19 protein-coding genes are annotated in these 17800 nt (G+C 71.2%); 10 read left to right on the forward strand and 9 right to left on the reverse strand.

Features of this window, described 5'->3' with window-relative positions:
* Positions 1–34 precede the first annotated feature (34 nt).
* Together ABGB08_RS12540 and ABGB08_RS12545 are read left to right on the forward strand one after the other, a co-directional pair.
* Entirely contained in the window at positions 35–1135 is a 1101-nt protein-coding gene (locus tag ABGB08_RS12540) for an alpha/beta fold hydrolase (RefSeq protein WP_347589593.1), read from the forward strand.
* Positions 1122–3275, forward strand: coding sequence for a GMC family oxidoreductase (locus ABGB08_RS12545; protein ID WP_347589595.1), 2154 nt, complete (start codon positions 1122–1124; stop codon positions 3273–3275). The genes ABGB08_RS12540 and ABGB08_RS12545 overlap by 14 nt, the downstream gene beginning before the upstream one ends.
* On the opposite strand, the gene ABGB08_RS12550 is transcribed toward ABGB08_RS12545, so the two are convergent.
* Positions 3272–4465, reverse strand: a complete 1194-nt coding sequence (locus ABGB08_RS12550) for a DNA polymerase domain-containing protein (protein WP_347589597.1) — start codon at positions 4463–4465, stop codon at positions 3272–3274. The two genes, ABGB08_RS12545 and ABGB08_RS12550, sit on opposite strands and share 4 nt — an antisense overlap.
* Positions 4466–4681: 216 nt before the next feature.
* Between ABGB08_RS12550 and ABGB08_RS12555 the strand changes: the two genes are divergently transcribed.
* A complete protein-coding gene (locus ABGB08_RS12555; RefSeq protein ID WP_347589599.1) occupies positions 4682–4816 on the forward strand; it encodes a hypothetical protein in 135 nt (44 codons plus the stop codon).
* Between the two features lie 143 nt (positions 4817–4959).
* On the forward strand, positions 4960–5397 hold the full coding sequence (locus tag ABGB08_RS12560) for a propanediol/glycerol family dehydratase large subunit (protein WP_347589601.1): 438 nt from the start codon (positions 4960–4962) through the stop codon (positions 5395–5397).
* Here the strand turns inward: ABGB08_RS12560 and ABGB08_RS12565 are convergent.
* On the reverse strand, positions 5312–6103 hold the full coding sequence (locus ABGB08_RS12565; protein WP_347589942.1) for an RNA-guided endonuclease TnpB family protein: 792 nt from the start codon (positions 6101–6103) through the stop codon (positions 5312–5314). The two genes, ABGB08_RS12560 and ABGB08_RS12565, sit on opposite strands and share 86 nt — an antisense overlap.
* Before the next feature lie 431 nt (positions 6104–6534).
* Between ABGB08_RS12565 and ABGB08_RS12570 the strand changes: the two genes are divergently transcribed.
* A complete protein-coding gene (locus ABGB08_RS12570; protein WP_347589603.1) occupies positions 6535–6837 on the forward strand; it encodes a diol dehydratase reactivase ATPase-like domain-containing protein in 303 nt (100 codons plus the stop codon).
* Here ABGB08_RS12570 and ABGB08_RS12575 read toward each other — a convergent pair.
* On the reverse strand, positions 6816–7712 hold the full coding sequence (locus tag ABGB08_RS12575; RefSeq protein ID WP_347589605.1) for a ribokinase: 897 nt from the start codon (positions 7710–7712) through the stop codon (positions 6816–6818). The genes ABGB08_RS12570 and ABGB08_RS12575 overlap by 22 nt on opposite strands.
* A 79-nt stretch (positions 7713–7791) precedes the next feature.
* On the opposite strand from ABGB08_RS12575, the gene ABGB08_RS12580 reads away from it, so the two are divergent.
* Positions 7792–8706, forward strand: a complete 915-nt coding sequence (locus tag ABGB08_RS12580; protein WP_347589607.1) for a hypothetical protein — start codon at positions 7792–7794, stop codon at positions 8704–8706.
* Between the two features lie 208 nt (positions 8707–8914).
* On the opposite strand, the gene ABGB08_RS12585 is transcribed toward ABGB08_RS12580, so the two are convergent.
* A complete protein-coding gene (locus ABGB08_RS12585; protein WP_155359600.1) occupies positions 8915–9274 on the reverse strand; it encodes a DUF2203 domain-containing protein in 360 nt (119 codons plus the stop codon).
* 156 nt (positions 9275–9430) lie between these two features.
* Here ABGB08_RS12585 and ABGB08_RS12590 point away from each other — a divergent pair, with 156 nt between their 5' ends.
* From ABGB08_RS12590 to ABGB08_RS12605, 4 genes are all read left to right on the forward strand, one after another.
* A complete protein-coding gene (locus ABGB08_RS12590; RefSeq protein WP_347589610.1) occupies positions 9431–10846 on the forward strand; it encodes a pentapeptide repeat-containing protein in 1416 nt (471 codons plus the stop codon).
* Between the two features lie 41 nt (positions 10847–10887).
* Positions 10888–11076 carry a hypothetical protein gene (locus ABGB08_RS12595; protein WP_347589612.1) on the forward strand — a complete coding sequence of 63 codons (189 nt, stop codon included), beginning with the start codon at positions 10888–10890 and terminating at the stop codon, positions 11074–11076.
* A 63-nt stretch (positions 11077–11139) separates the two neighbouring features.
* Positions 11140–11700 carry a hypothetical protein gene (locus tag ABGB08_RS12600; protein WP_347589614.1) on the forward strand — a complete coding sequence of 187 codons (561 nt, stop codon included), beginning with the start codon at positions 11140–11142 and terminating at the stop codon, positions 11698–11700.
* Positions 11697–12548, forward strand: coding sequence for a PrsW family intramembrane metalloprotease (locus tag ABGB08_RS12605; RefSeq protein WP_347589616.1), 852 nt, complete (start codon positions 11697–11699; stop codon positions 12546–12548). The genes ABGB08_RS12600 and ABGB08_RS12605 overlap by 4 nt, the downstream gene beginning before the upstream one ends.
* Before the next feature lie 8 nt (positions 12549–12556).
* Here ABGB08_RS12605 and ABGB08_RS12610 read toward each other — a convergent pair whose 3' ends face one another.
* Genes ABGB08_RS12610 through add form a run of 5 tightly spaced genes read right to left on the reverse strand, consistent with a single transcriptional unit; the run spans position 12557 to position 17799 of the window.
* On the reverse strand, positions 12557–13462 hold the full coding sequence (locus tag ABGB08_RS12610; protein ID WP_347589618.1) for a GntR family transcriptional regulator: 906 nt from the start codon (positions 13460–13462) through the stop codon (positions 12557–12559).
* Positions 13459–15633, reverse strand: coding sequence for a molybdopterin cofactor-binding domain-containing protein (locus tag ABGB08_RS12615; protein ID WP_347589620.1), 2175 nt, complete (start codon positions 15631–15633; stop codon positions 13459–13461). The genes ABGB08_RS12610 and ABGB08_RS12615 overlap by 4 nt, the downstream gene beginning before the upstream one ends.
* On the reverse strand, positions 15630–16088 hold the full coding sequence (locus ABGB08_RS12620; RefSeq protein ID WP_347589624.1) for a 2Fe-2S iron-sulfur cluster-binding protein: 459 nt from the start codon (positions 16086–16088) through the stop codon (positions 15630–15632). Before ABGB08_RS12620 ends, ABGB08_RS12615 begins: the two co-directional genes overlap by 4 nt.
* Positions 16085–16807: an FAD binding domain-containing protein gene (locus ABGB08_RS12625; protein ID WP_347589626.1), complete on the reverse strand. Its 723-nt coding sequence runs from the start codon at positions 16805–16807 to the stop codon at positions 16085–16087. Before ABGB08_RS12625 ends, ABGB08_RS12620 begins: the two co-directional genes overlap by 4 nt.
* On the reverse strand, positions 16804–17799 hold the full coding sequence (add, locus tag ABGB08_RS12630) for an adenosine deaminase (protein ID WP_347589628.1): 996 nt from the start codon (positions 17797–17799) through the stop codon (positions 16804–16806). Before add ends, ABGB08_RS12625 begins: the two co-directional genes overlap by 4 nt.
* Position 17800: the final 1 nt, after the last annotated feature.

Here is a 17800-nt window from a genome sequence, read left to right on the forward strand (position 1 = left end):
GTGTGATCTCGGAAATACCCGGGAGGGCGGAACCATGCGGATCGCGCGTTTCACCACGGAAGGCGTGCCGAACGCCGAGGTGTCGCAGCATCCGTTCGCGACCGAGGACGGGCTCGGCCTGGAGCTCCACCGCTTCCACCGCGCCGACAGCGACGACGTGATCCTGCTGCTGCACGGTCTCCCGGCGTCCACGGACATGTTCATCATGCCCGAGCACCGCAACCTGGTCTCGTACCTGCTGGACAGCGGCTACCCGGACGTGTGGTCGCTGGATTTCCGGATGAGCAACCGCTTCCCGTACGACACCGAGACACACCGGTTCACGCTCGACGACATCGCCCTGTTCGACCATCCGGCCGCGCTGCGGGAGTTACGCCAGCACATCGGGAACAAGCGGGTGCACGTGATCGCGCAGTGCCTGGGCTCGGTGTCGTTCATGATGAGCCTGGCCGCCGGCCTGGTCGGCGAGATCGCCAGCATGACCTCCAACAGCGTCGCGCTGGTCACCCGGGTGCCGCGCTGGTCCAAGATCAAGCTCGCCCTGGGGCCGGGCTTCTTCGACTACATCGCGGGCGTGTCGTTCCTGGACTCGCGGTTCGGGGACGCGCCGGTGCTGACCCGGGGCTGGATGATCTCCCGCGCGGTGTCGCTGTTCCACCGCGAGTGCGACTTCCGGGCCTGCCACATGATCAGTTTCATGTGGGGGGCGGGCAATCCCGGGCTGTGGAGCCACGAGAACCTGGACCCGGCGACGCACGCCCGGGTGGCCGACCTGTTCGGCGCGAACGGGCTGCACTACTACCGGCACATGCGGCGGATGGTGCGCGCCGGGCACGCCGTCCGGCACGACGACCGGTTCCCGGCCCTGCCGAAGGACTATCTGGAGCTCGCGGAGCACATCGACACGCCGGTCCTGTTCCTGACCGGGGACCGTAATCACGTCTTCCGCGACTCCAACATCGTCTGCCACCAGATCATGTCGAAGGCCCGGCCGGGGCTGCACGAGCTGCAGGTGCTGCCCGGCTACGGCCACGTCGACCCGATCATCGGCAAGGACGCCGCCCGCGACGTGTTCCCGCACATCCTGGAGTTCCTGCGCAAGCACAGCGAGGGCGGGCGTGATGGAGCACGTTGACGTCCTCGTCGCCGGGTCCGGGTTCGGGGGCTCGGTGGCGGCCTACCGGCTGGCGGAGGCCGGGTTCGAGGTGGTGGTGATGGAGCGCGGCCGGGCCTGGCCGCCCGGTTCGTTCCCGCGCAGCCCCGCCCAGATGGGGAAGGCGTTCTGGGATCCGGCCGCGGGCCTGCACGGGCTGTTCGACGTGTGGAGCTTCGGCGACTGCGACTCGGTGGTGTCCAGCGGGCTCGGCGGCGGGTCGCTGATCTACGCCAACGTGCTGCTCCGCAAGGAGGAGAAGTGGTTCGTGCGGGAGTCGCCGCTGCCGGGCGGGGGCTACGAGCACTGGCCGATCAGCAGGGACATGCTGGATCCGCACTATGACGCGGTGGAGCGCATGCTGGGGGCGGCGCCGTACCCGCTCGACAAGAAGGGTTACCAGGACACGGCCAAGACGCGGGCCATGCAGGACGCGGCGGCCGAGCTGGGTCTGGACTGGCAGCTGCCGCCGCTGGCGGTCAGCTTCGCGCCCAAGCCGGGAGCGCGGCCGGAGATCGGGCTGCAGATCGTGGATCCGGAGTACGGCAACCTGCACGGCGTGACCCGCCGGACCTGCAAGCTGTGCGGCGAGTGCGACCTCGGCTGCAACGAGGGCGCGAAGAACAGCCTCGACCACACCTATCTATCGGCGGCACGGCGGCACGGAGCGGATCTGCGGACGCTGCACGAGGTCCGGACGATCACCCCGAGGCCGGGCGGAGGCTACGAGGTCGGCTTCGTCCAGCACGATCCGCTGACCGAACTCCAGACGATCAGCTGCGACCGGCTGGTGCTGGCCGCGGGAACCTACGGCACGACCTATCTCCTGCTCAAGAACCAGCTGCCGGGGATCAGCAAGACCCTGGGGACCCGGTTCTCCGGCAACGGCGACATCATCTCGTTCCTGCTGCGCGCCCAGGACCGGCCGATCGCGGCCAGCCGGGGGCCGGTGATCACCAGCTCCATCCGGCTGCCCGACGGCGCCTACATCCAGGAGGGCGGATTCCCCGCCTTCGTGGACTGGATGGCCGAGGCCGCCGCCGTGGGGGACGAGTTCAAGCGGGCCGTGCGGTTCGTCTGGGAGCGGCTGCGCGGCCTGATCACCCGCGACCACAACCTGTCCGCCGAGCTGTCCCGGCTGCTGGGCACCGGCGAGCTGTCCGACCGGTCGCTGCCGATCCTCGGCATGGGCCGGGACGTGCCCGACGGCGTGCTGCGGCTGCACGGCGAGCGGCTCGTCCTGGACTGGGACGCCGAGACCAGCAGGGAGTACTACGCGGAGCTGCGCGGCACCATGCGACGTATCGGCGACGTCCTCGGCGCCGAATACTCCGACGCGCCGCTGCGGCGGGTGCTCACCGCGCACCCGCTCGGCGGCGCCCCGATGGGCCGCCACATCGGTGAGGGCGTCTGCGACTCGCGCGGCGAGGTGTTCGGCTTCCCCGGCCTGTACGTCGCCGACGGCGCGGCCATGCCAGGACCGGTGGGGCCGAACCCCTCGCTCACCATCGCCGCCATGGCCGACCGGATGGCGGACCGGATCACCACCAGAAAGAACGCGCCAATGCCCGTCCGCACCGCCCTGTCGTTCACCGAGGAAATGCGCGGCACGCTCAACGGCGGCGACGGCTTCGCGTTCCACATCACCATCACCGCCGACGATGTAGACCGTTTCCTCACCGAGCCCGAGCACCTCGCCCGGGCCGAAGGATGGATCGACGCCGCCATTTGCGGGGGCCGGCGCCCGATCGAGCGGGGCTGGTTCAACCTCTTCGCGCCTGGAGAGTCGCCCGACCACCGGGAAATGCGCTATCGGCTGCATTTCCGCGACGGCGAGAACCAGCCCCGCACCCTGCTCGGCGTGAAGCACGTGAAGCACGGCCCGCCGACCCGGCTGTGGCTGGACACCTCTACTCTGCACAGCACCCTGCTGGAGGGCCATGTCGAGGAGGGCGAGGAGGGCAACGTCCTGGCCACCGGAACCCTGCGCATCTCGCCGGCCGACCTGACCAGGATGCTCACCACCTTCCACACCGCCGGTCCCGGTGGCGCGGCGGCGCTGGCCCGTTTCGGCGCGTTCTTCCTGGGCGAGCTCTGGGACGTGTACGGCCCAGGCAACTAGCGCTTCCAGGGGTCGTAGTCGACCTCCAGCGGCTCCTGGGCCGGACGCTGCGCTTCAGGAACATGCTGGAGGTTGATCCGGATCCGGGTCCAGGCGGAGCTGCGGCCGCGCATGGAGTCGACCAGGATGTCGGCGGGCTCCAGCAGCGCCGCGACCTCGGGATGGCGGGCCTTCCAGCGGTCCAGGCCCACGAGCGCCTCGTTCTTCGTCTCGGCCCTGGCGATCTCGATCAGCGGCATGGTGGGCTGGCGGCGGCCGGTGCCCTTGGGCGCCTTGGGGCGCGGGCCCTGCTCCTTGGCCAGCGCGAGCAGCGAATCCAGGGATCCCTCGGCCGCTGAGGAGTCCATCTCCGCCCAGGGGTCGCCTCCGGCCGCGAAGCGGGCGGGAACGGTGTCGAGGGAGAACGCCTCGGGGCGGCAGCCGCGGACCTCGTCCCAGCGCAGCGGGGTGGAGACCAGGCCGGTCGGGCGCACGCTGTAGGCGGAGGCGACCGTGCGGTCGCGGGCGTTCTGGTTGAAGTCCACGAAGACGCCCTGGCGTTCCTCCTTCCACCAGTGGCTGGTGGCCAGGCCGGGGGCGCGGCTTTCGATCTCCCTGGCCACGGCCTCGGCCGCCTTGCGCAGCTGGGGGAAGGTCCAGCCGGGGGCGATCCGGGCGTAGACGTGGAAGCCGCGCGAGCCCGAGGTTTTCGGCCACGCCGTCAGGCCGTGCTCGCCGAGCACGTCCCTGGCCAGGAAGGCGACGTCGACGATCTCGTCCCAGGCGACGCCGGGCACCGGGTCGAGGTCGATCCGCAGCTCGTCGGGGTGATCCAGGTCGGGGACGCGGACCGGGTGCGGGTTCAGGTCCACGCAGCCCAGGTTGACGGTCCAGAGCACGGCGGCGAGGTCGCGGCCGACGACCTCCTCCGCGGAGCGGCCGGACGGGTAGCGCAGCTCGGCCACCTCGATCCAGGCCGGGCGCTTGGCCGGGGCGCGCTTCTGGAAGAAGGGTTCCTCGTCGACGCCGTGCACGAATCGTTTGAGCACCAGCGGGCGGTCGGCGACGCCGCGGAGGGCGCCCTCCCCCACGGCGGCGTAGAAACGGACCAGGTCCAGCTTGGTGTGGCCGGTGCGGGGAAAGACCACCCGCTCAGGGCTGGTGATCTTCACTTCCCGGCCGGCGACCTCAATGATCTCCGCATCGGACATAACGCCCACGATACGACCTGGCACCGACACATTCGGCCCACGACCTCAAACCAATTTCCGGTCCATTTAAGGCGCAATTTCGGAACATTTTCCGCCTTTTGTCAATCGTTCGATTTGTAAGCATTTGCATTACATGTCGTATAGTTTGACAACCTCCTTGGGTGTCACTATTCGCGCACGGATCAGTACGGAGGGAGAGGCCCCACCCTGGCGTACGTGGTATTCGAGGCCTCGCTCATCGGCATCTTCTCCTCGGTCACCAAGTTCGCCGTGGACCTGATGGGCGGTCCCGACCTGAGCTGGATCGTCTACGCAGCGCTCAGCGTGGCCGCCATCGGCGTGTTCGGCTAGTTCGACATCGCCGTCTCCGTCCTCGAGGTCTTCCTGATCGGCGAGGTCCTCATCCTGTCCCTGATGGGCGGCTCGGTGCCGGCGCGCGGCGGCGGCCCCGACGGCATGGTTTTCGAGGCGTTGAACCCACTCAACGCGTTCGCGTGATCCGGCTGTGCGCGGGGATGACCTCGGCGAAGTTCACCAAGGTGCTGGCGATGCTGCGCCCCGCCGAGCTGGTGATGGCGATGACCAAGCTGCGGGCGCGGCGAACGCCGTCCAACCAGGCGCATGTCACCAACCGGCTGGACGATCCGCTGCTGCTGGCGGCCGACGCCGCGACGGCGGCGGCGTTCGGGTTCCGGGAGCTGGAGACGACCGTGCCGGTGCTGACCGACGCACCGTCCGACGCGGTGGCGGTGTCGATCGGGTCGGCGGTGGGCGCGCCCGGCGTGCTCGTGCTGTGTTCGGTGGAGGAGGCGCTGGAGCTTGAGCGATGCGCATCTACGAAGCCGTTCACTGAGTTTCAGTGTTTCTCAGTGATCCGTCCATTGCTGGGCGGAGGTCCCCGTCTGACCCGGGCGGTGCCCGGTGCGGGGTAGACGTTTCCCAGCCACCGGCCCCGGCAGGCGGGGTCTTACGGTCGGCTCCACGTCCGTTTGGCGTCTCCGGGCCACTCCCGGCGACGGTCTGCTTCACCAGGGAAGCCAGATTGAGCGCGGCGTTGAGGTCGCGATCGACGATCAGGCCGCAGGCGGTGCAGGTGTAGGTGCGTTCGGAGAGGGCGAGTTTGGCTTTCACCGCGCCGCATCCGGAACAGGTTTTGCTGGAGGCGAACCAGCGGCCGGCCACCACCAGTCGGCCGCCCTTCCATTCGGTCTTGTAGGCGAGTTGGCGGCGGATCTCGCCGAACCCGGCGTCGGAGATCGCGCGGGCCAGCCGCCGGTTCCGCACCATCCCGGCCACGTGGAGGTCTTCGACCACCAGCGTGCCGCACTCGCCCGCCAGCGTCGTGGTGAGCTTGTGGATGGCATCGCGGCGCAGCGCGGCCACCCGGTGATGGACCCGGTTGCGGGCGGCGTCGGCCTTTCGCCACCGGCCGGACGGCTGCTGTCCGCTGCGCCGGTCCGGGCCTTGCTTGCGGGACACCGCCCGGGACAGGCGGCGCAGCTTGCGGGAGGCGGCGGCCAGGTACCGGGGGTTGGCCGTGGGCGGACGGCCGTCGGAGTAGACGGCAAGGGTCTTAACGCCCAAGTCCACCCCGACCACCGCCTCCGGCCGCGACGGCGTGGCTGCGGCGCGCTCGATCTGGACGGAGAACGAGACGAGCCAGCGCCCGGCTTCGAGGCGGACGGTTGAGCAGCGAAGAAAGACGCGTGCGCCTGTCTGGGGATCACCTGACGCGTCCTCGACAACCGGTGCAAACGCTCCGAGGGTTCCCGCAACCCATCAAGGCTGGCCCAGCCCTGCTGCGGCCCGCCGACCAACTCCACACCTGGCGAGCCGGCCACCCCGCCGGATCCCCCGGGAAACGGAAAACGGACTGATAAACGCTGACGAACCGCGCAGCAGTTACCCTCTGCCCCCACCGCTCCACCACCACCGAACTCACCGACCTGGCTCACCACCCATGGCTGCCCTATCGACGCCGCCCTCGTCCGCGAGACCCGCGACGTCTACATCCCACGCGGGCGGACCCGTGAACGCGTGCCAACCGGATGGCCGCTGCGGGGAGCGCGGTGGGATGGCTGGCAGTACCGGGCCCTGCGGGGTTGTTGCCGTTCTCGGCGGCGATGAGCCCGGCGGAGTGGCGGTCGCTGCGGTTGTCGATCAAGCGTGCGGTGCTGGGGGCGACGCTCAGGAGGGCGCTGGACGAGCTCGCGGTGCCGTACGAGCGGGCGGTCGTGATCGGCGGCCAGGCAGGGGACGACGAGGTGCTCGCGGTGCTGGCGCGCGAGCTGGCCACGCCGGTCGGGCGCGGTGACGTCGCCGGGCGGCTCGGGCACCGGCACGCCGTCGCCTACGGATTGGCCAGCGGCTGATCGTCCAGCGCCTGGTCGATCTCGTGCCGGAACGGCATCGACGTGGACGCCCCGGCCCGCTGGACCGACAGCGCCGCGGCCGTCGAGGCGAACCGCAGGAACTGTTCCGGGCCGCGCCCTTCGGCCCGCGCCACCGCCAGCGCGCCCACGAACGTGTCCCCGGCGGCCGTGGTGTCCACCACTTTGACCGGTACGGCGGGCGCCCAGAGGCGTGAGCCGTCGCGTGAGCCGTACAGAGCCCCTTTTGACCCCAGAGTGACCACAAGCTCCGGAACGCGCTCCAGAAGGGCTTCCAGGGCTCTGTCGGGCACTCCCAGGCCGGTGATCGCGGCGGCCTCGTGCTCGTTGCAGACGAGCAGGGCGACCGCGTCGAGGAGTTCGTCCGGCAGTTCCACCACCGGGGCGGGCGTCAGGATCACCGGCGCGGGCGACGCGACCGCCGCCGCGACGACCGCCTCCATCGGCAGTTCCAGCTGGAGCAGCAGCGCGTCCGACGCCGCGATCGCCTCCAGATCCCGGTCCGAGGGCCCGGTGACCGTCCCGTTCGCCCCCGCCACCACGATGATCGAGTTCCCGCCGCCCTCCTCGACCACGATGTGCGCGATCCCCGACGGCCCCTCGACCACCCGAAGCCCTTCAGTGTTCACCCCAGCGTCATCAAGCGCCGCCCGCAACGCGGGCCCGAACGCGTCGGACCCCACCGCGCCCACGAAGGCGACCTCCGCGCCGGCTCGCGCCGCAGCGATCGCTTGGTTTGCTCCCTTTCCGCCGGGAACCGTGCGAAACTCGGTTCCCGACACCGTTTCCCCCAGGTGAGGGGCTTGCGGGACGTAGGCGACGAGGTCCATGTTGGCGCTGCCGAATACCGTGATCACGCTTCCTATGTTCCTCCCAGGGAACGCATCGGCCCGTCGACTCCACTAATTCGGCTGATTAGTCCTAGAATCCGCCGGTGTGAACGAAGGTCAAGACGTTCCGGCGAAGCTCCCCATCCGGGAACGCTCGTCGCGCCCAGGCGGAGGCGGCCGCCATCGCAGGCCGCTGCCCGTCAACCTGCCCGCGGACGCGCCCACCCTGGTGCTCGCGGTCCCAGGGGCGGTGGACGACGTCGTGACCGAGCTGGCTTCGATCATCCGAGTGGACAACCCGCAACTCGACCTCCGGCTCATCTCGCTCACCGACGGCGGCGCCGACCTCGCCAAGGAGTTCTCCTCCATCGCCGCGGAACGCGCCACCCGCGGCTTCCCCGCCCAAGCCGACGGCGAACCTCACCCGCGCGCCGCCATCGTGGTCCCGCTGATCACTGGCTCGCACCCGCGCGTGATGCGCTCGGTCCGCGACGCGGTCGCCGAGAGCGAGGCCCCGGTGACCGTCACCGACCCGCTCGGCCCGCACCCCTTCCTCGCCGAGGCCCTGCACGTACGCCTGTCGGAGCGCGGCCTGGCCCGCGCCGACCGGATCCGCCTGTTCAACGTGACCTCGCCGGTGGACGGCATCATCGTGGCCACCGTCGGCGGCGACGAATCCGCCAGGGCCGCCGACGCGACCGCCGTCCTGCTGGCCGCCCGCCTGGCCCTGCCCGTCGTCCCCGCCGCCTTCGACGGCCGCCCCACGGTCGCCGACGCGGCCGACCGCCTGCGCAACATCGGCGCGTCCCGGATCGCGCTGGCGCCCTTCGTGATCGGCCCCGAGGTGGATCCCGACCGGATCACGGCCGCCGCCGCGGAGTGCATGGGCTGCGCGTCACCGCTGGGCGCGCACGAGGCGGTCGCCCGCATGGTGACCGTCCGGTACGGCGCGATCCTGGGCAACCTGAACGAGGACTTCGAGGAACTCGGGGAGTTCGGCGAGGAATACCCGGAAGGCTAGGGCTCCAGCTCGTCCCGGGGGCTCCCCGCTCCCGGCCGAGAGTCAGGACAGCGGGCTTGACCATCCAGGTCTGACTGGTGGGCTCCCCGCTCCCGGCTGAGGGTCACAGACAGCCGTCGTTCCGCGAACCGGACCGATGCCGCCCCTTCAGACCCGACCACGGCTACCCCTTTGGGCCGCGAAGTCGGCCGCGGTTACCCGCCTCGGGTCAGAGCGGCCGGCGTCCGGCGAAGCCCAGTTCGCTGCGGTGGTACCAGGCGAGTTCGCCTTCGCCCTCGATCCAGCAGAGCCGTACCGACATGCCCTCCAGGACGGCGGGGAAGTCGATCAGGACCGGGGCGATGCCCTTGAGCTCGATGCCCTGGTCGGAGAACCAGCCGACGATCTCGGCCATCCTGGCCTCCAGGCCCTTGGCCTCGGCCAGGCCGCCCCGCGTCGACGTCCCGGACTGTTTCAGGTCGTAGCCGAGCTCGGCCAGGTCGGCGCGGAGCTCGATCAGCTCCCCGACGAGTTCGCGCGCCTCGGGCATGAGGGAACGGGCGCCCTCGACACTGAAGATCCTCTCCATGTCTGAGGAGGTTATCGCGACCGCCGAGTAGCTTGTTCTCTCATGCCAACGTGCACCGAATGTACGGAGAACGCACTCCCCGGAAGTCGTTGTTGCCTGTCGCATACTTTCGGCACGGGCGAGCGTGACGACCAAGGCCATTCCATCGTCCGCGCCGTGGATCTCAGCGGCAAACACCTGGGCGGATTCGGACACACCAGGGTGGTCTTCGAGGGCCCCGCGTCCTTCGAGGGCAGCACCTTCGCCAGCCGATTCGACTTGACCGACCTGGTTTTCCATGGCCCGGCGGACTTCACCGGCGCCACCTTCGCCGACCGGTTCGCCCTGGACAACGTGGTCTTCAACGGCCCGGCCCTGTTCGCACACGCCACATTCGAGCATCGCAGCACGATCAGGAACACCGTTTTCCGCGCCGAGGCGACCTTTCGCGACGCGTCGTTCGCCAGATACACGCGCTTCGTCGAAGCGGAATTCGAGGACGAGGCCTGGTTCCAGCAGGTGGGCTTCCACGGGGACGTCCTCTTCGACGGGGTCACGTTCCGGAGCCAAGCCCGCCTCACCCGCGCCCTGTTCGAAGGCGCCGCCAGCCTGACCCTGGACGCCCCCATGACGGACTTCAGCCTGAGCACGTTCCGCCGCCGCGCCAGGATCGAGGTGGCCGACGGGACGCTCAAATGTGACCGGACCGTCTTCGAGAGCGGCGTCCGGCTCACCTCGTCGGGACCGGCCGAGATCGTCCTGCACGATGTGCACTTCGGCGCGCCCTCCGCGATCGCCGCCGCCCCGGCCACGATCACCGAGTACCGCCCCGCCGACCGCCCCCGGCTGCTCAGCGTGCTCGGCACGGACCTGACCGGCCTGACCCTCTCCTCGGTGGACCTGTCCCGCTGCTCGTTCGCGGGCGCCCACAACCTGCACCAGCTCGCGGTCGAGGACTGGAACTCGTGGGGCCACACCCCGCGCGGGCTCTGGGTGACCCGCCGGATCGCCCTGGCGGACGAACGCCGCTTCCGCGCCAGAACCGGGTCGGCCCGCCGCCGGCGGCGCTGGGCGATCCCGGGCGACGACCAGGACGCCGCCGTCAGCGGCACCATCCAGGGGGACTACCACGCCCTGCGCCGCATGCACGAAGAGGTCAAGGACGAGCCCGCCGTCACCGAGTTCTACTACGGCGAGATGGAGATGCGCCGGATCGGGCTCTGGCAGGAGTTCCGGGTCCGGCTGCGCGAGCGCTGGTGGCGCGGGGTCACGGCCACGCTGGGCGAGTGGCTGCTGGTGTCGCTCTACTGGCTGCTGTCCGGCTACGGCGTGCGCGTCTGGCGCGCCCTGACCGCCCTGGCGGTCGTCATCCTCACCACGTCCGCCGCCTTGGTCCAGTGGGGCTTCCCCGGCGCTCCCGTCGCGTACGGCGACGCCGTGCGTTTCAGCGTCCGGGCCGCGACCTCGCTCCTGCGCGGCACCGACGTCCCGCTCACCCCGGCCGGCGAATGGATCGAACTCGTGCTGCGCCTGCTCGCCCCGCTCCTGCTGGCGCTGGCGCTGCTGGCCGTACGGAGCCGGGTCCGGCGGTGAGCGCTCGCCAAGATCGCCTCAGAAGCGCTATGACTGGGGGTATGGGAAAACCCTTCTTGATCGGTCTTGGTGCCCTCCTGGTGCTCATGGGGGGCGTCTGGACCCTGCAGGGCCTCGGCTTCATCGGCGGTAGCTTCATGAGCGACAACACCACGTGGGCGATCATCGGGCCGATCGTGGTCATCGCCGGCCTGGCCCTGGCGGTGTGGGCGGCGCGGCGGAAGACATAACACGTTTGATCCGGAACAGGCAGGCTATGACTGAGGCATCCCCCTCCTGACCGAGGGGACCGGATGGACCGCAAGGGATGGCCAGGGACGCTGGCGGTCGCCGCGGTGCTGGTCGTGCTCGGTGTCGGGCTCCCGATGGCGGATCGGCGGGTCAGCGCGGGCGCGGTGCCGTTGCCCGCGGGCGCGCGGGTCCAGGTGGGGCCGCTGGGGGAAGACGAGCAGCGGCCGGTCTCGGTTCAGGTGCCGGACGGGTGGGCGCTGGATATCGACGCCACGGAACTGTCGGAGTCGGTGGCGCTGCTCAACGGCTCCACCTCGTTCCAGCTCAGCGTCATCATGTCCGAGGGGGCCACGCCGGAGCAGCTGTGGCACGGCCTGGGCCGGATCGAGCAGGCCGGCGGCGTCAACGCCCGCCAGGGTGAGACCGTCGCCATCACGACCACGCAGGGCGTGCCGGGGCTGGTCGGACCCGTCACCTTCCGGGATCGGATGGCCATGGTCGCGGTCTTCGCCGCCGCGGTGCTGGGGGCCGACGTCGTGGTGGCAGGGCCGCCCGCCGAGGTCATGGGCGCGGATGTCGGCGCGATGCTGCGTTCGATCAGGTTCGCCGGAGCCGGGGCATGACGGGGCGTCCGGCGTTCTGGGTGTGGGCGGTGGGGTGCGCGCTCGGCGCGTACACGACCTTGATCACCATTGTGCCGCAGGCCGGCGTCTTCAGCTCGGGCGCGCTGATCGGCCTGGTCGTGCTCGTACCCCTGCTGCTGGTGGGGTTCTGGCTGTTCCATCGCATCCGCCCCGTCCGCTCGAATCCGGTGAGGTACGCGTTGATGGCCGTGGCCTGGGGCGGCTTCGGCGCCTTCGGGGTGGCGTTCGCGGCCAACACCGCGTTCCTCAGCCTGCTGCGCAAGACCGTGGGCCTGGAGTTCGCCGACCGGTGGGGCAACACGATCGTCGCCCCCATCGACGAGGAACTCGCCAAGGTGGCCGGGGTGGCGCTGCTGGCCCTGATGGTTCCCCATCTCATCAGCGGGCCTCTCGCCGGATTCGGCTACGGCGCCCTTGCCGGGCTGGGCTTCCAGGTCGTCGAAAACTTCCTCTACGTCTTCAACACGATCACCGCCGCGGGCGGGGTCCACGAGGTGAGCGACAGCCTGAGCTCGCTGTTCGTCCGGGTGGTGCTCTCCGCCTGGTGGAGCCACTGGGCGATGACCGCAGTCAGCGGCGCGGCCCTCGGCTACCTCCTCGGCCGCGTCTGCCGGCCGATGCCGCGCCGCGTCCTGGTGGGCGCGGGCGGCCTCGCCCTGGCCATGCTCATGCACGCCTGGTGGGACTCCCCCACCCTCGCCGGCGCCTTCCTGATCAAGGCCCTCCCGCTGCTGCTGGTGGCCCTGATCGTCTTCCTGCTGGCCCGCCACAACGAGCGCCACCGCGTCCCGTGCACCGCCCAGGCCGAGGTCCAGGAAGCGGCCTGATCCCAGCCCTAGGGGACGTCCGATTGCCGGCGAAGCGCGGCGTTGGCGCGTGAGCGGAACGCCTTCGCCGAGAACGGGTCGAGCTCCCACTCGATGACGATCTCCTGGGACACGGAACGGAGGTGCTCGGGCCGGATGCGGACGGCGTTGGTACGGACGAGCACCCCGGCCGTGGCCAGCCGCTCCGGCGGGTCGATCCCGGTGAGGAAGGTCTCGGTCGGACCGACGTTGTACTGCCGGACGAGCGCGGCGAGCCGTTCGAGGCCACGGGTGGTGGGGGCGGCGACCATGACGGTGACCTTGGGGTCGAGCAGGGCCAGCTGCCGCAGCGCGGCGGTGGCCGGGGGGAAGTTGAGCCCGATGACGTGATCGAAGCTGCCGACTCGGTCGAACAGGTCGGCGACGTGGAACAGCGGGGCGGCGATCACCGGGAAGGTCTCGTCCAGATGGGCGGAGATGTCGTCGAGCAGGATGCGGCTGAGCTTGAGCCCGGTGGCGTTCTCGAGCAGGGTCGCCATGTGCTCGAGGTCGACGGGGTTGCATTCGACGAACGCGATAGCCTGCGGCTGCTCGGCCCGCTGGAGCGTGGCGGCGAACATCTCCCGGATGGCCGGCATCGCCATGCCCGTCGCCCGGGCGCGGGTGACGATCTGGTCGAGTTCGGTGGACAGCTCTTCGTGCACGTCCACGTCGGGGCCCTCGGTGGCGGTGACGAAGGTGCCGCGCCGCGGAACGGTGCGGACAAGACCGGATTCGGCGAGACGCTGGATGGCGCGGTCCACGGTGCTCGGATTCGAGCCGAGGTCGGCGGCGAGCGTCCGGCACGACGGGAGCCGGGCGCCGATCGCGAGCGCCCCTGAGCTGATGCGCTCCACCAGGGCACGGTGCACGTCGGAGACAGTGGGCGGTGTCATATCTTCTGCCATTCTAAGTTATGACCACGTGCGGCCAGGGCGTCGGCGACGCGCTCGCCCGTCATGGGCAGCTGATGGAGCCGGGCGCCGGTGGCGTCGGCGATGGCGCTCGCGATGGCCGGGGCCACCCCGAGGATGGGGCATTCGCCGAGACCCTTGGCCCCGGTCGGGGATGCCTGGTGCCGCCGAGCCTGGACGAACACCACCTCGGTCGGTGGCACCGCGACCGAGGTGGGGACGAGATGGTCGAAGAAGCCTCCGGTGACGGTTCTCCCGTCTGCGTCGATGACGGATCGCTCGTACAGTGCGATCCCGATGCCCTGGACCACTCCGCCGTGGACCTGAGCCGCCGCGCCCTCCTGGTCGAGCACCCGGCCGATGTCGTGCACGGAGACGACCCGCTCGACCTCGACTTCGCCGGTGACCGGGTCGACGGCGACCTCGACGAGCTGCGCCCCGGCGGCCAGCGCGTTGTCGGGCGCCTCGAACGCGGCCTCCGCCTGGTGCACGCCGATGTCCTGCCAGCGCACGGATCGGCCGTCGGCGAACTCGGCGGCGGCCGGGTGAGCCCGTACCAGCGCCGATCCTTGGCCGTCCTCGATGGCCTCGCGTAGTCGCCGGGCGGTGAGGTGGACGGCGTTGCCGGTGAGGTAGACCCCACGCGAGGCGAACACGCCGGGATCGGGTGGAGCCGATGCCGTGTCGCGCGTGGCGAGCCGGACGGTGAATCCGGGCAGGACCTCCTGCGCGATGGCGACCAGCACGGCGTGGCCGCCTTGCCCGAGATCGGCCACGCCGCAGTCGATGGTGACGGTGCCGTCGGCGGCGAGCGTGCAACGCGCCAGCGCGCGGTCGCGGCCCAGCGGGCCGGTCGCGCTGCTCACGTTCACCAAGGCCGCGATGCCCGTGCCGCGTCGCCGACCGTCGTCGGCGGAGGGCGGCCGGCTCCTTCGCGCGGCCAGTTCGTCGAGGCACCGGTCGAGGCTGAAGGACTGGATGGGCCAATGCCAGAACGGATCCTCGTCGCCGGCCGTGACCATGTTCCGGCGCCGCAGCTCGATCGGATCGATGCCGAGGGTGCGGGCGATGTGGTTGATCTGGCTTTCCACGGCGAAAAGCGCGTGCTCGCCCCCGTAGCCGCGGAACGCGCCGGCTGGGGTGTGGTTGGTGGCGACCACCGTCCCGGTGCCCCGCCGTACGGGTGCGCGGTAGAGCACGAACGCCGCGCCGATGCTGTTGCCCGCGATCTCGGCGCTGTGGAAGGCGTGCGGACCCGCGTCGAAGGTGGTGTCGATGACCCGGACGAGGAACCGGCCCTCCGGCTCGACGCCGGTGCGCACGCGCACGGTCGCGGCGTGCCGGCTCCGCAGTCGTGACACCTGATGGCGGCTGGCTTCCAGCGAGACGGCCCGGCCGCCGACGGCCCGGGAGCACAGCGCCGCCGCGGCCTCCAGGTGCATCTCCTCCTTGCCGCCGAATCCGCCGCCGACGGGCACCGGGTGGAGCACCACGCGATCGTCGCCGACTCCCACCAGACGCGCCACGATGGGGCCCACGAGCTGCGGGCACTGGGTCGTCGACCAGAGGTGGCACGTCCCGTCGATCCACTGGGCGACCGCGGCCGGCGGTTCGAGGAAGCCGACGGGGCCGGCGTCGAGCCGGAAGGTGTCGTCGAAGACGTACGGCGCGCCGGCGAGGGCCGCCTCGGCCTCCTCGGCGGTGGCGCCGAATGCCAGCTCGGCCACGAGGTTGCCGGGGAAGCCCAGATGCGCGGGCGGCGCCGCCGGATCGAGCGCCCGATCGACGTCCAGGACGGCGGGCAGCGGGTGCTCCTCGACCACGACCAGGTCGAGGGCTGCCAGGAGAGCCGGTCGGTTCTCGGCGACCACGGCGCCCACCACGTCGCCGGCGAACCGGCCCTCGGCGGTGAACACCTGCTGGTCCTCGCGGCCGCCGTGGGGATTGGAGCAATAGGAGTGGCCGGGATCGTCCTGTGGTCCGAGCACGGCGAGGACACCGGGCACGGCCAGCGCCGCGGTCGCGTCGAGGCGGACGCGGCTGTGCGCGGATCTCGTGCAGATCAGCCCGGCGATCGCGGCGTCTTGGGGAGCATGGTCGGCCGCGTATCGGGCGGTGCCGCGCGCCTTCGCGGGCGCGTCGATTCGTGTCATGCCAGCACGTCCCCGATGGTCCGCAGGTAGCGCGCGTAGCCGGTGCACCGGCACACGTGCGCGGAGACGGCCTCGGCGAGCTCGGCGTCGCGAGGGCGGCTGCCGGACCGCAGCAGCGCGGTCGCCGTACAGACCAGACCCGGGGTGCAGAAGCCGCACTGCATCGGGGCGTGCCGGCTGAACGCGTCGACGACCCGTTGCCCGTTCGGATCGCCGGCAAGGTGGCCGGCCGTCTCGACCGTGCAGCCGTCGAGCAGACCGACGGGCACCACGCAGGACGGCACCGGATCGCCGTCGACGAGCACGGTGCAGGCCCCGCAGGCGCCTTCCTCGCACCCCACCTTCACGCTCGTGGCGGCGCATCGCTCGCGCAGGAAGCGGGCCAGGGTCCATCGCCCTGGATCGGCCGTCACGCGCATCCCGTCGACCCGCAGGCAAATCTCGTCGTCGCTCATGGGGAAGCCTCCAGATCGTCGATGACCTGTTCCAGGAGACGGTCGAGCAGCCGTCGCCGGTGCCGGGCCGAGGCCCGCGCGTCGTTACGCAGCTCGGCCTCCGCCGGGATCCGGTCGGGGGTGAACGCGAGCAGCGTGTCGGCCGCACCGGAGGCGACGAGCCGGATGTCGCCATCCCGTCGGACCCCCGCCAGACCGATCGTGAGCGGTGCGGGCCCGGGGCGACCGGCGGCGCGCCGATAGCTGCTGGCGGTGGCGGGCGCCCAGTGCACGTCGAGGATGACGGATGGCGGCTCCGGCCCGTACAGCGCGCGGAGCGGCACCAGCGTGGGTGCGGTTCCCGCCTGTACGGCGACGCGTACCTGGGCGTCGAGCACGTCGAGCGCGGCGGGCAGGTCGGCGAGCGGGGAGCGCCAGCCGAGCACACCGCCGACCGTGATGCGCCGGCGGACCCCCGGATTGGCCGTGGCCGCGGCGGCCCGGCGGATCGCGGCGGGCACCCCGGGCGTCGCGGCGAGCGTGGCGAGTGTCGCGAGCGCGCCGGCGTGGGTGCCGCCGACCTGGCCGCCGAGCACGGCGCGGGCGTCGATGAGCGCGCCGGTGAGCGCGCCGGGAAAGGCCGCCGAGCACAGCCCGACGCCACCACCGACCAGGGTCGCCCCGCCGGCGCGGGCGTCGAGGAGCTCGTCAAGCGTCGCGGGACGGAGCCAGCTGGTCATACCGTGGCGGCGACGAAACGATCGTGCTCCGCTAGGAGGGCCTGGCGCTCCTCCTCGGGCGTGAAGCTGGCCTCGATCGACGTGCGCGCCAGCGCGGCGAGCTCGCGCCTGCCCCAGCCGAGCGCCTCGGCGCAGGCGACGTACTCGTCGGCCAGGACGTAGCTGAACGACGAGTCGGTGTTGAGCGACAGGCGGACGCCGGCCTCGTGCAGCCGGCGAAGGGGATGCTCGGACAGGCTCGAGACCCAGCCGAGGGTGAGGTTCTGCGACAGGCACAGGGCCACCGGCACCCGCTGCTCGGCCAGGCGCCGCAGCAGTTCGGGGTCGGTGACCGAGCGGAAGCCGTGGTCGATGCGCTCGGCCCCCAGGACGTCGAGCGCGTCCCACACACCCGACGCGGGACTCGACTCGCCGGCGTGGGCGGTGGTACGGAAGCCGAGCTCGCGCGCCCGGGCGAAGGCGGGGGCGAAGCGCGCGCTCACCGGCCCGGAGACCTCCTCGTTGCCGTCGATCGACAGGGCGACGACGCGCGAAGGACGCAGGCGTTCCATCGTGTCGACCAGCTCCATCGCCTGCTCGGCGGTCCAGTACCGCAGGATGCTCAGGCAGATGCGCGTGCTTGGACCGCCGGCCGCCTCCCCTTGCGCGAACCCGGTGCCGAGGGCGGCGACCAGCTCGTCGAGCCGGTCCTTCCACGGCGTCCAGTGCGACGGGTTGAGGATCACGTCGACGGTGCGCACGCCGGAGGCCGCCGCCCGCTCGACGAACTCGCGCCCGATGCGGATCGCGTCATCCTCGGTGCGCACCAGGCCGCAGCACCAGTCGAGGTAGTCGAGCAGTTCGGTGAGGCCGCGCGGTTTGTGGCCCGGCTCGGGCGCCGGCTCGCCGGCCTTCCTGGCGAGGTCGGCGAGCGTGGCGTCGGCGAAAGACTCGAGATGGGTGTGGATCTCGCCTTTGGGCAGGGCCACGACCCATTGCCGGAGGTCGGACATG

It is taken from the genome of Acrocarpospora sp. B8E8 (assembly GCF_039871605.1).
Classification (GTDB): Bacteria; Actinomycetota; Actinomycetes; order Streptosporangiales; family Streptosporangiaceae; genus Acrocarpospora; species Acrocarpospora macrocephala.

Excerpts from the sequence above, each read along its gene's own strand:
- ABGB08_RS12540 (WP_347589593.1), top strand. The coding sequence starts at position 35 with ATGCGGATCGCGCGTTTCACCACGGAAGGCGTGCCGAACGCCGAGGTG.
- ABGB08_RS12545 (WP_347589595.1), top strand. The coding sequence starts at position 1,122 with ATGGAGCACGTTGACGTCCTCGTCGCCGGGTCCGGGTTCGGGGGCTCG.
- ABGB08_RS12550 (WP_347589597.1), bottom strand. The coding sequence starts at position 4,465 with ATGTCCGATGCGGAGATCATTGAGGTCGCCGGCCGGGAAGTGAAGATC.
- ABGB08_RS12585 (WP_155359600.1), bottom strand. The coding sequence starts at position 9,274 with ATGGAGAGGATCTTCAGTGTCGAGGGCGCCCGTTCCCTCATGCCCGAG.
- ABGB08_RS12595 (WP_347589612.1), top strand. The coding sequence starts at position 10,888 with ATGGGAAAACCCTTCTTGATCGGTCTTGGTGCCCTCCTGGTGCTCATG.
- ABGB08_RS12600 (WP_347589614.1), top strand. The coding sequence starts at position 11,140 with ATGGACCGCAAGGGATGGCCAGGGACGCTGGCGGTCGCCGCGGTGCTG.
- ABGB08_RS12605 (WP_347589616.1), top strand. The coding sequence starts at position 11,697 with ATGACGGGGCGTCCGGCGTTCTGGGTGTGGGCGGTGGGGTGCGCGCTC.
- ABGB08_RS12610 (WP_347589618.1), bottom strand. The coding sequence starts at position 13,462 with ATGACACCGCCCACTGTCTCCGACGTGCACCGTGCCCTGGTGGAGCGC.
- ABGB08_RS12615 (WP_347589620.1), bottom strand. The coding sequence starts at position 15,633 with ATGACACGAATCGACGCGCCCGCGAAGGCGCGCGGCACCGCCCGATAC.
- ABGB08_RS12620 (WP_347589624.1), bottom strand. The coding sequence starts at position 16,088 with ATGAGCGACGACGAGATTTGCCTGCGGGTCGACGGGATGCGCGTGACG.
- ABGB08_RS12625 (WP_347589626.1), bottom strand. The coding sequence starts at position 16,807 with ATGACCAGCTGGCTCCGTCCCGCGACGCTTGACGAGCTCCTCGACGCC.
- add (WP_347589628.1), bottom strand. The coding sequence starts at position 17,799 with ATGTCCGACCTCCGGCAATGGGTCGTGGCCCTGCCCAAAGGCGAGATC.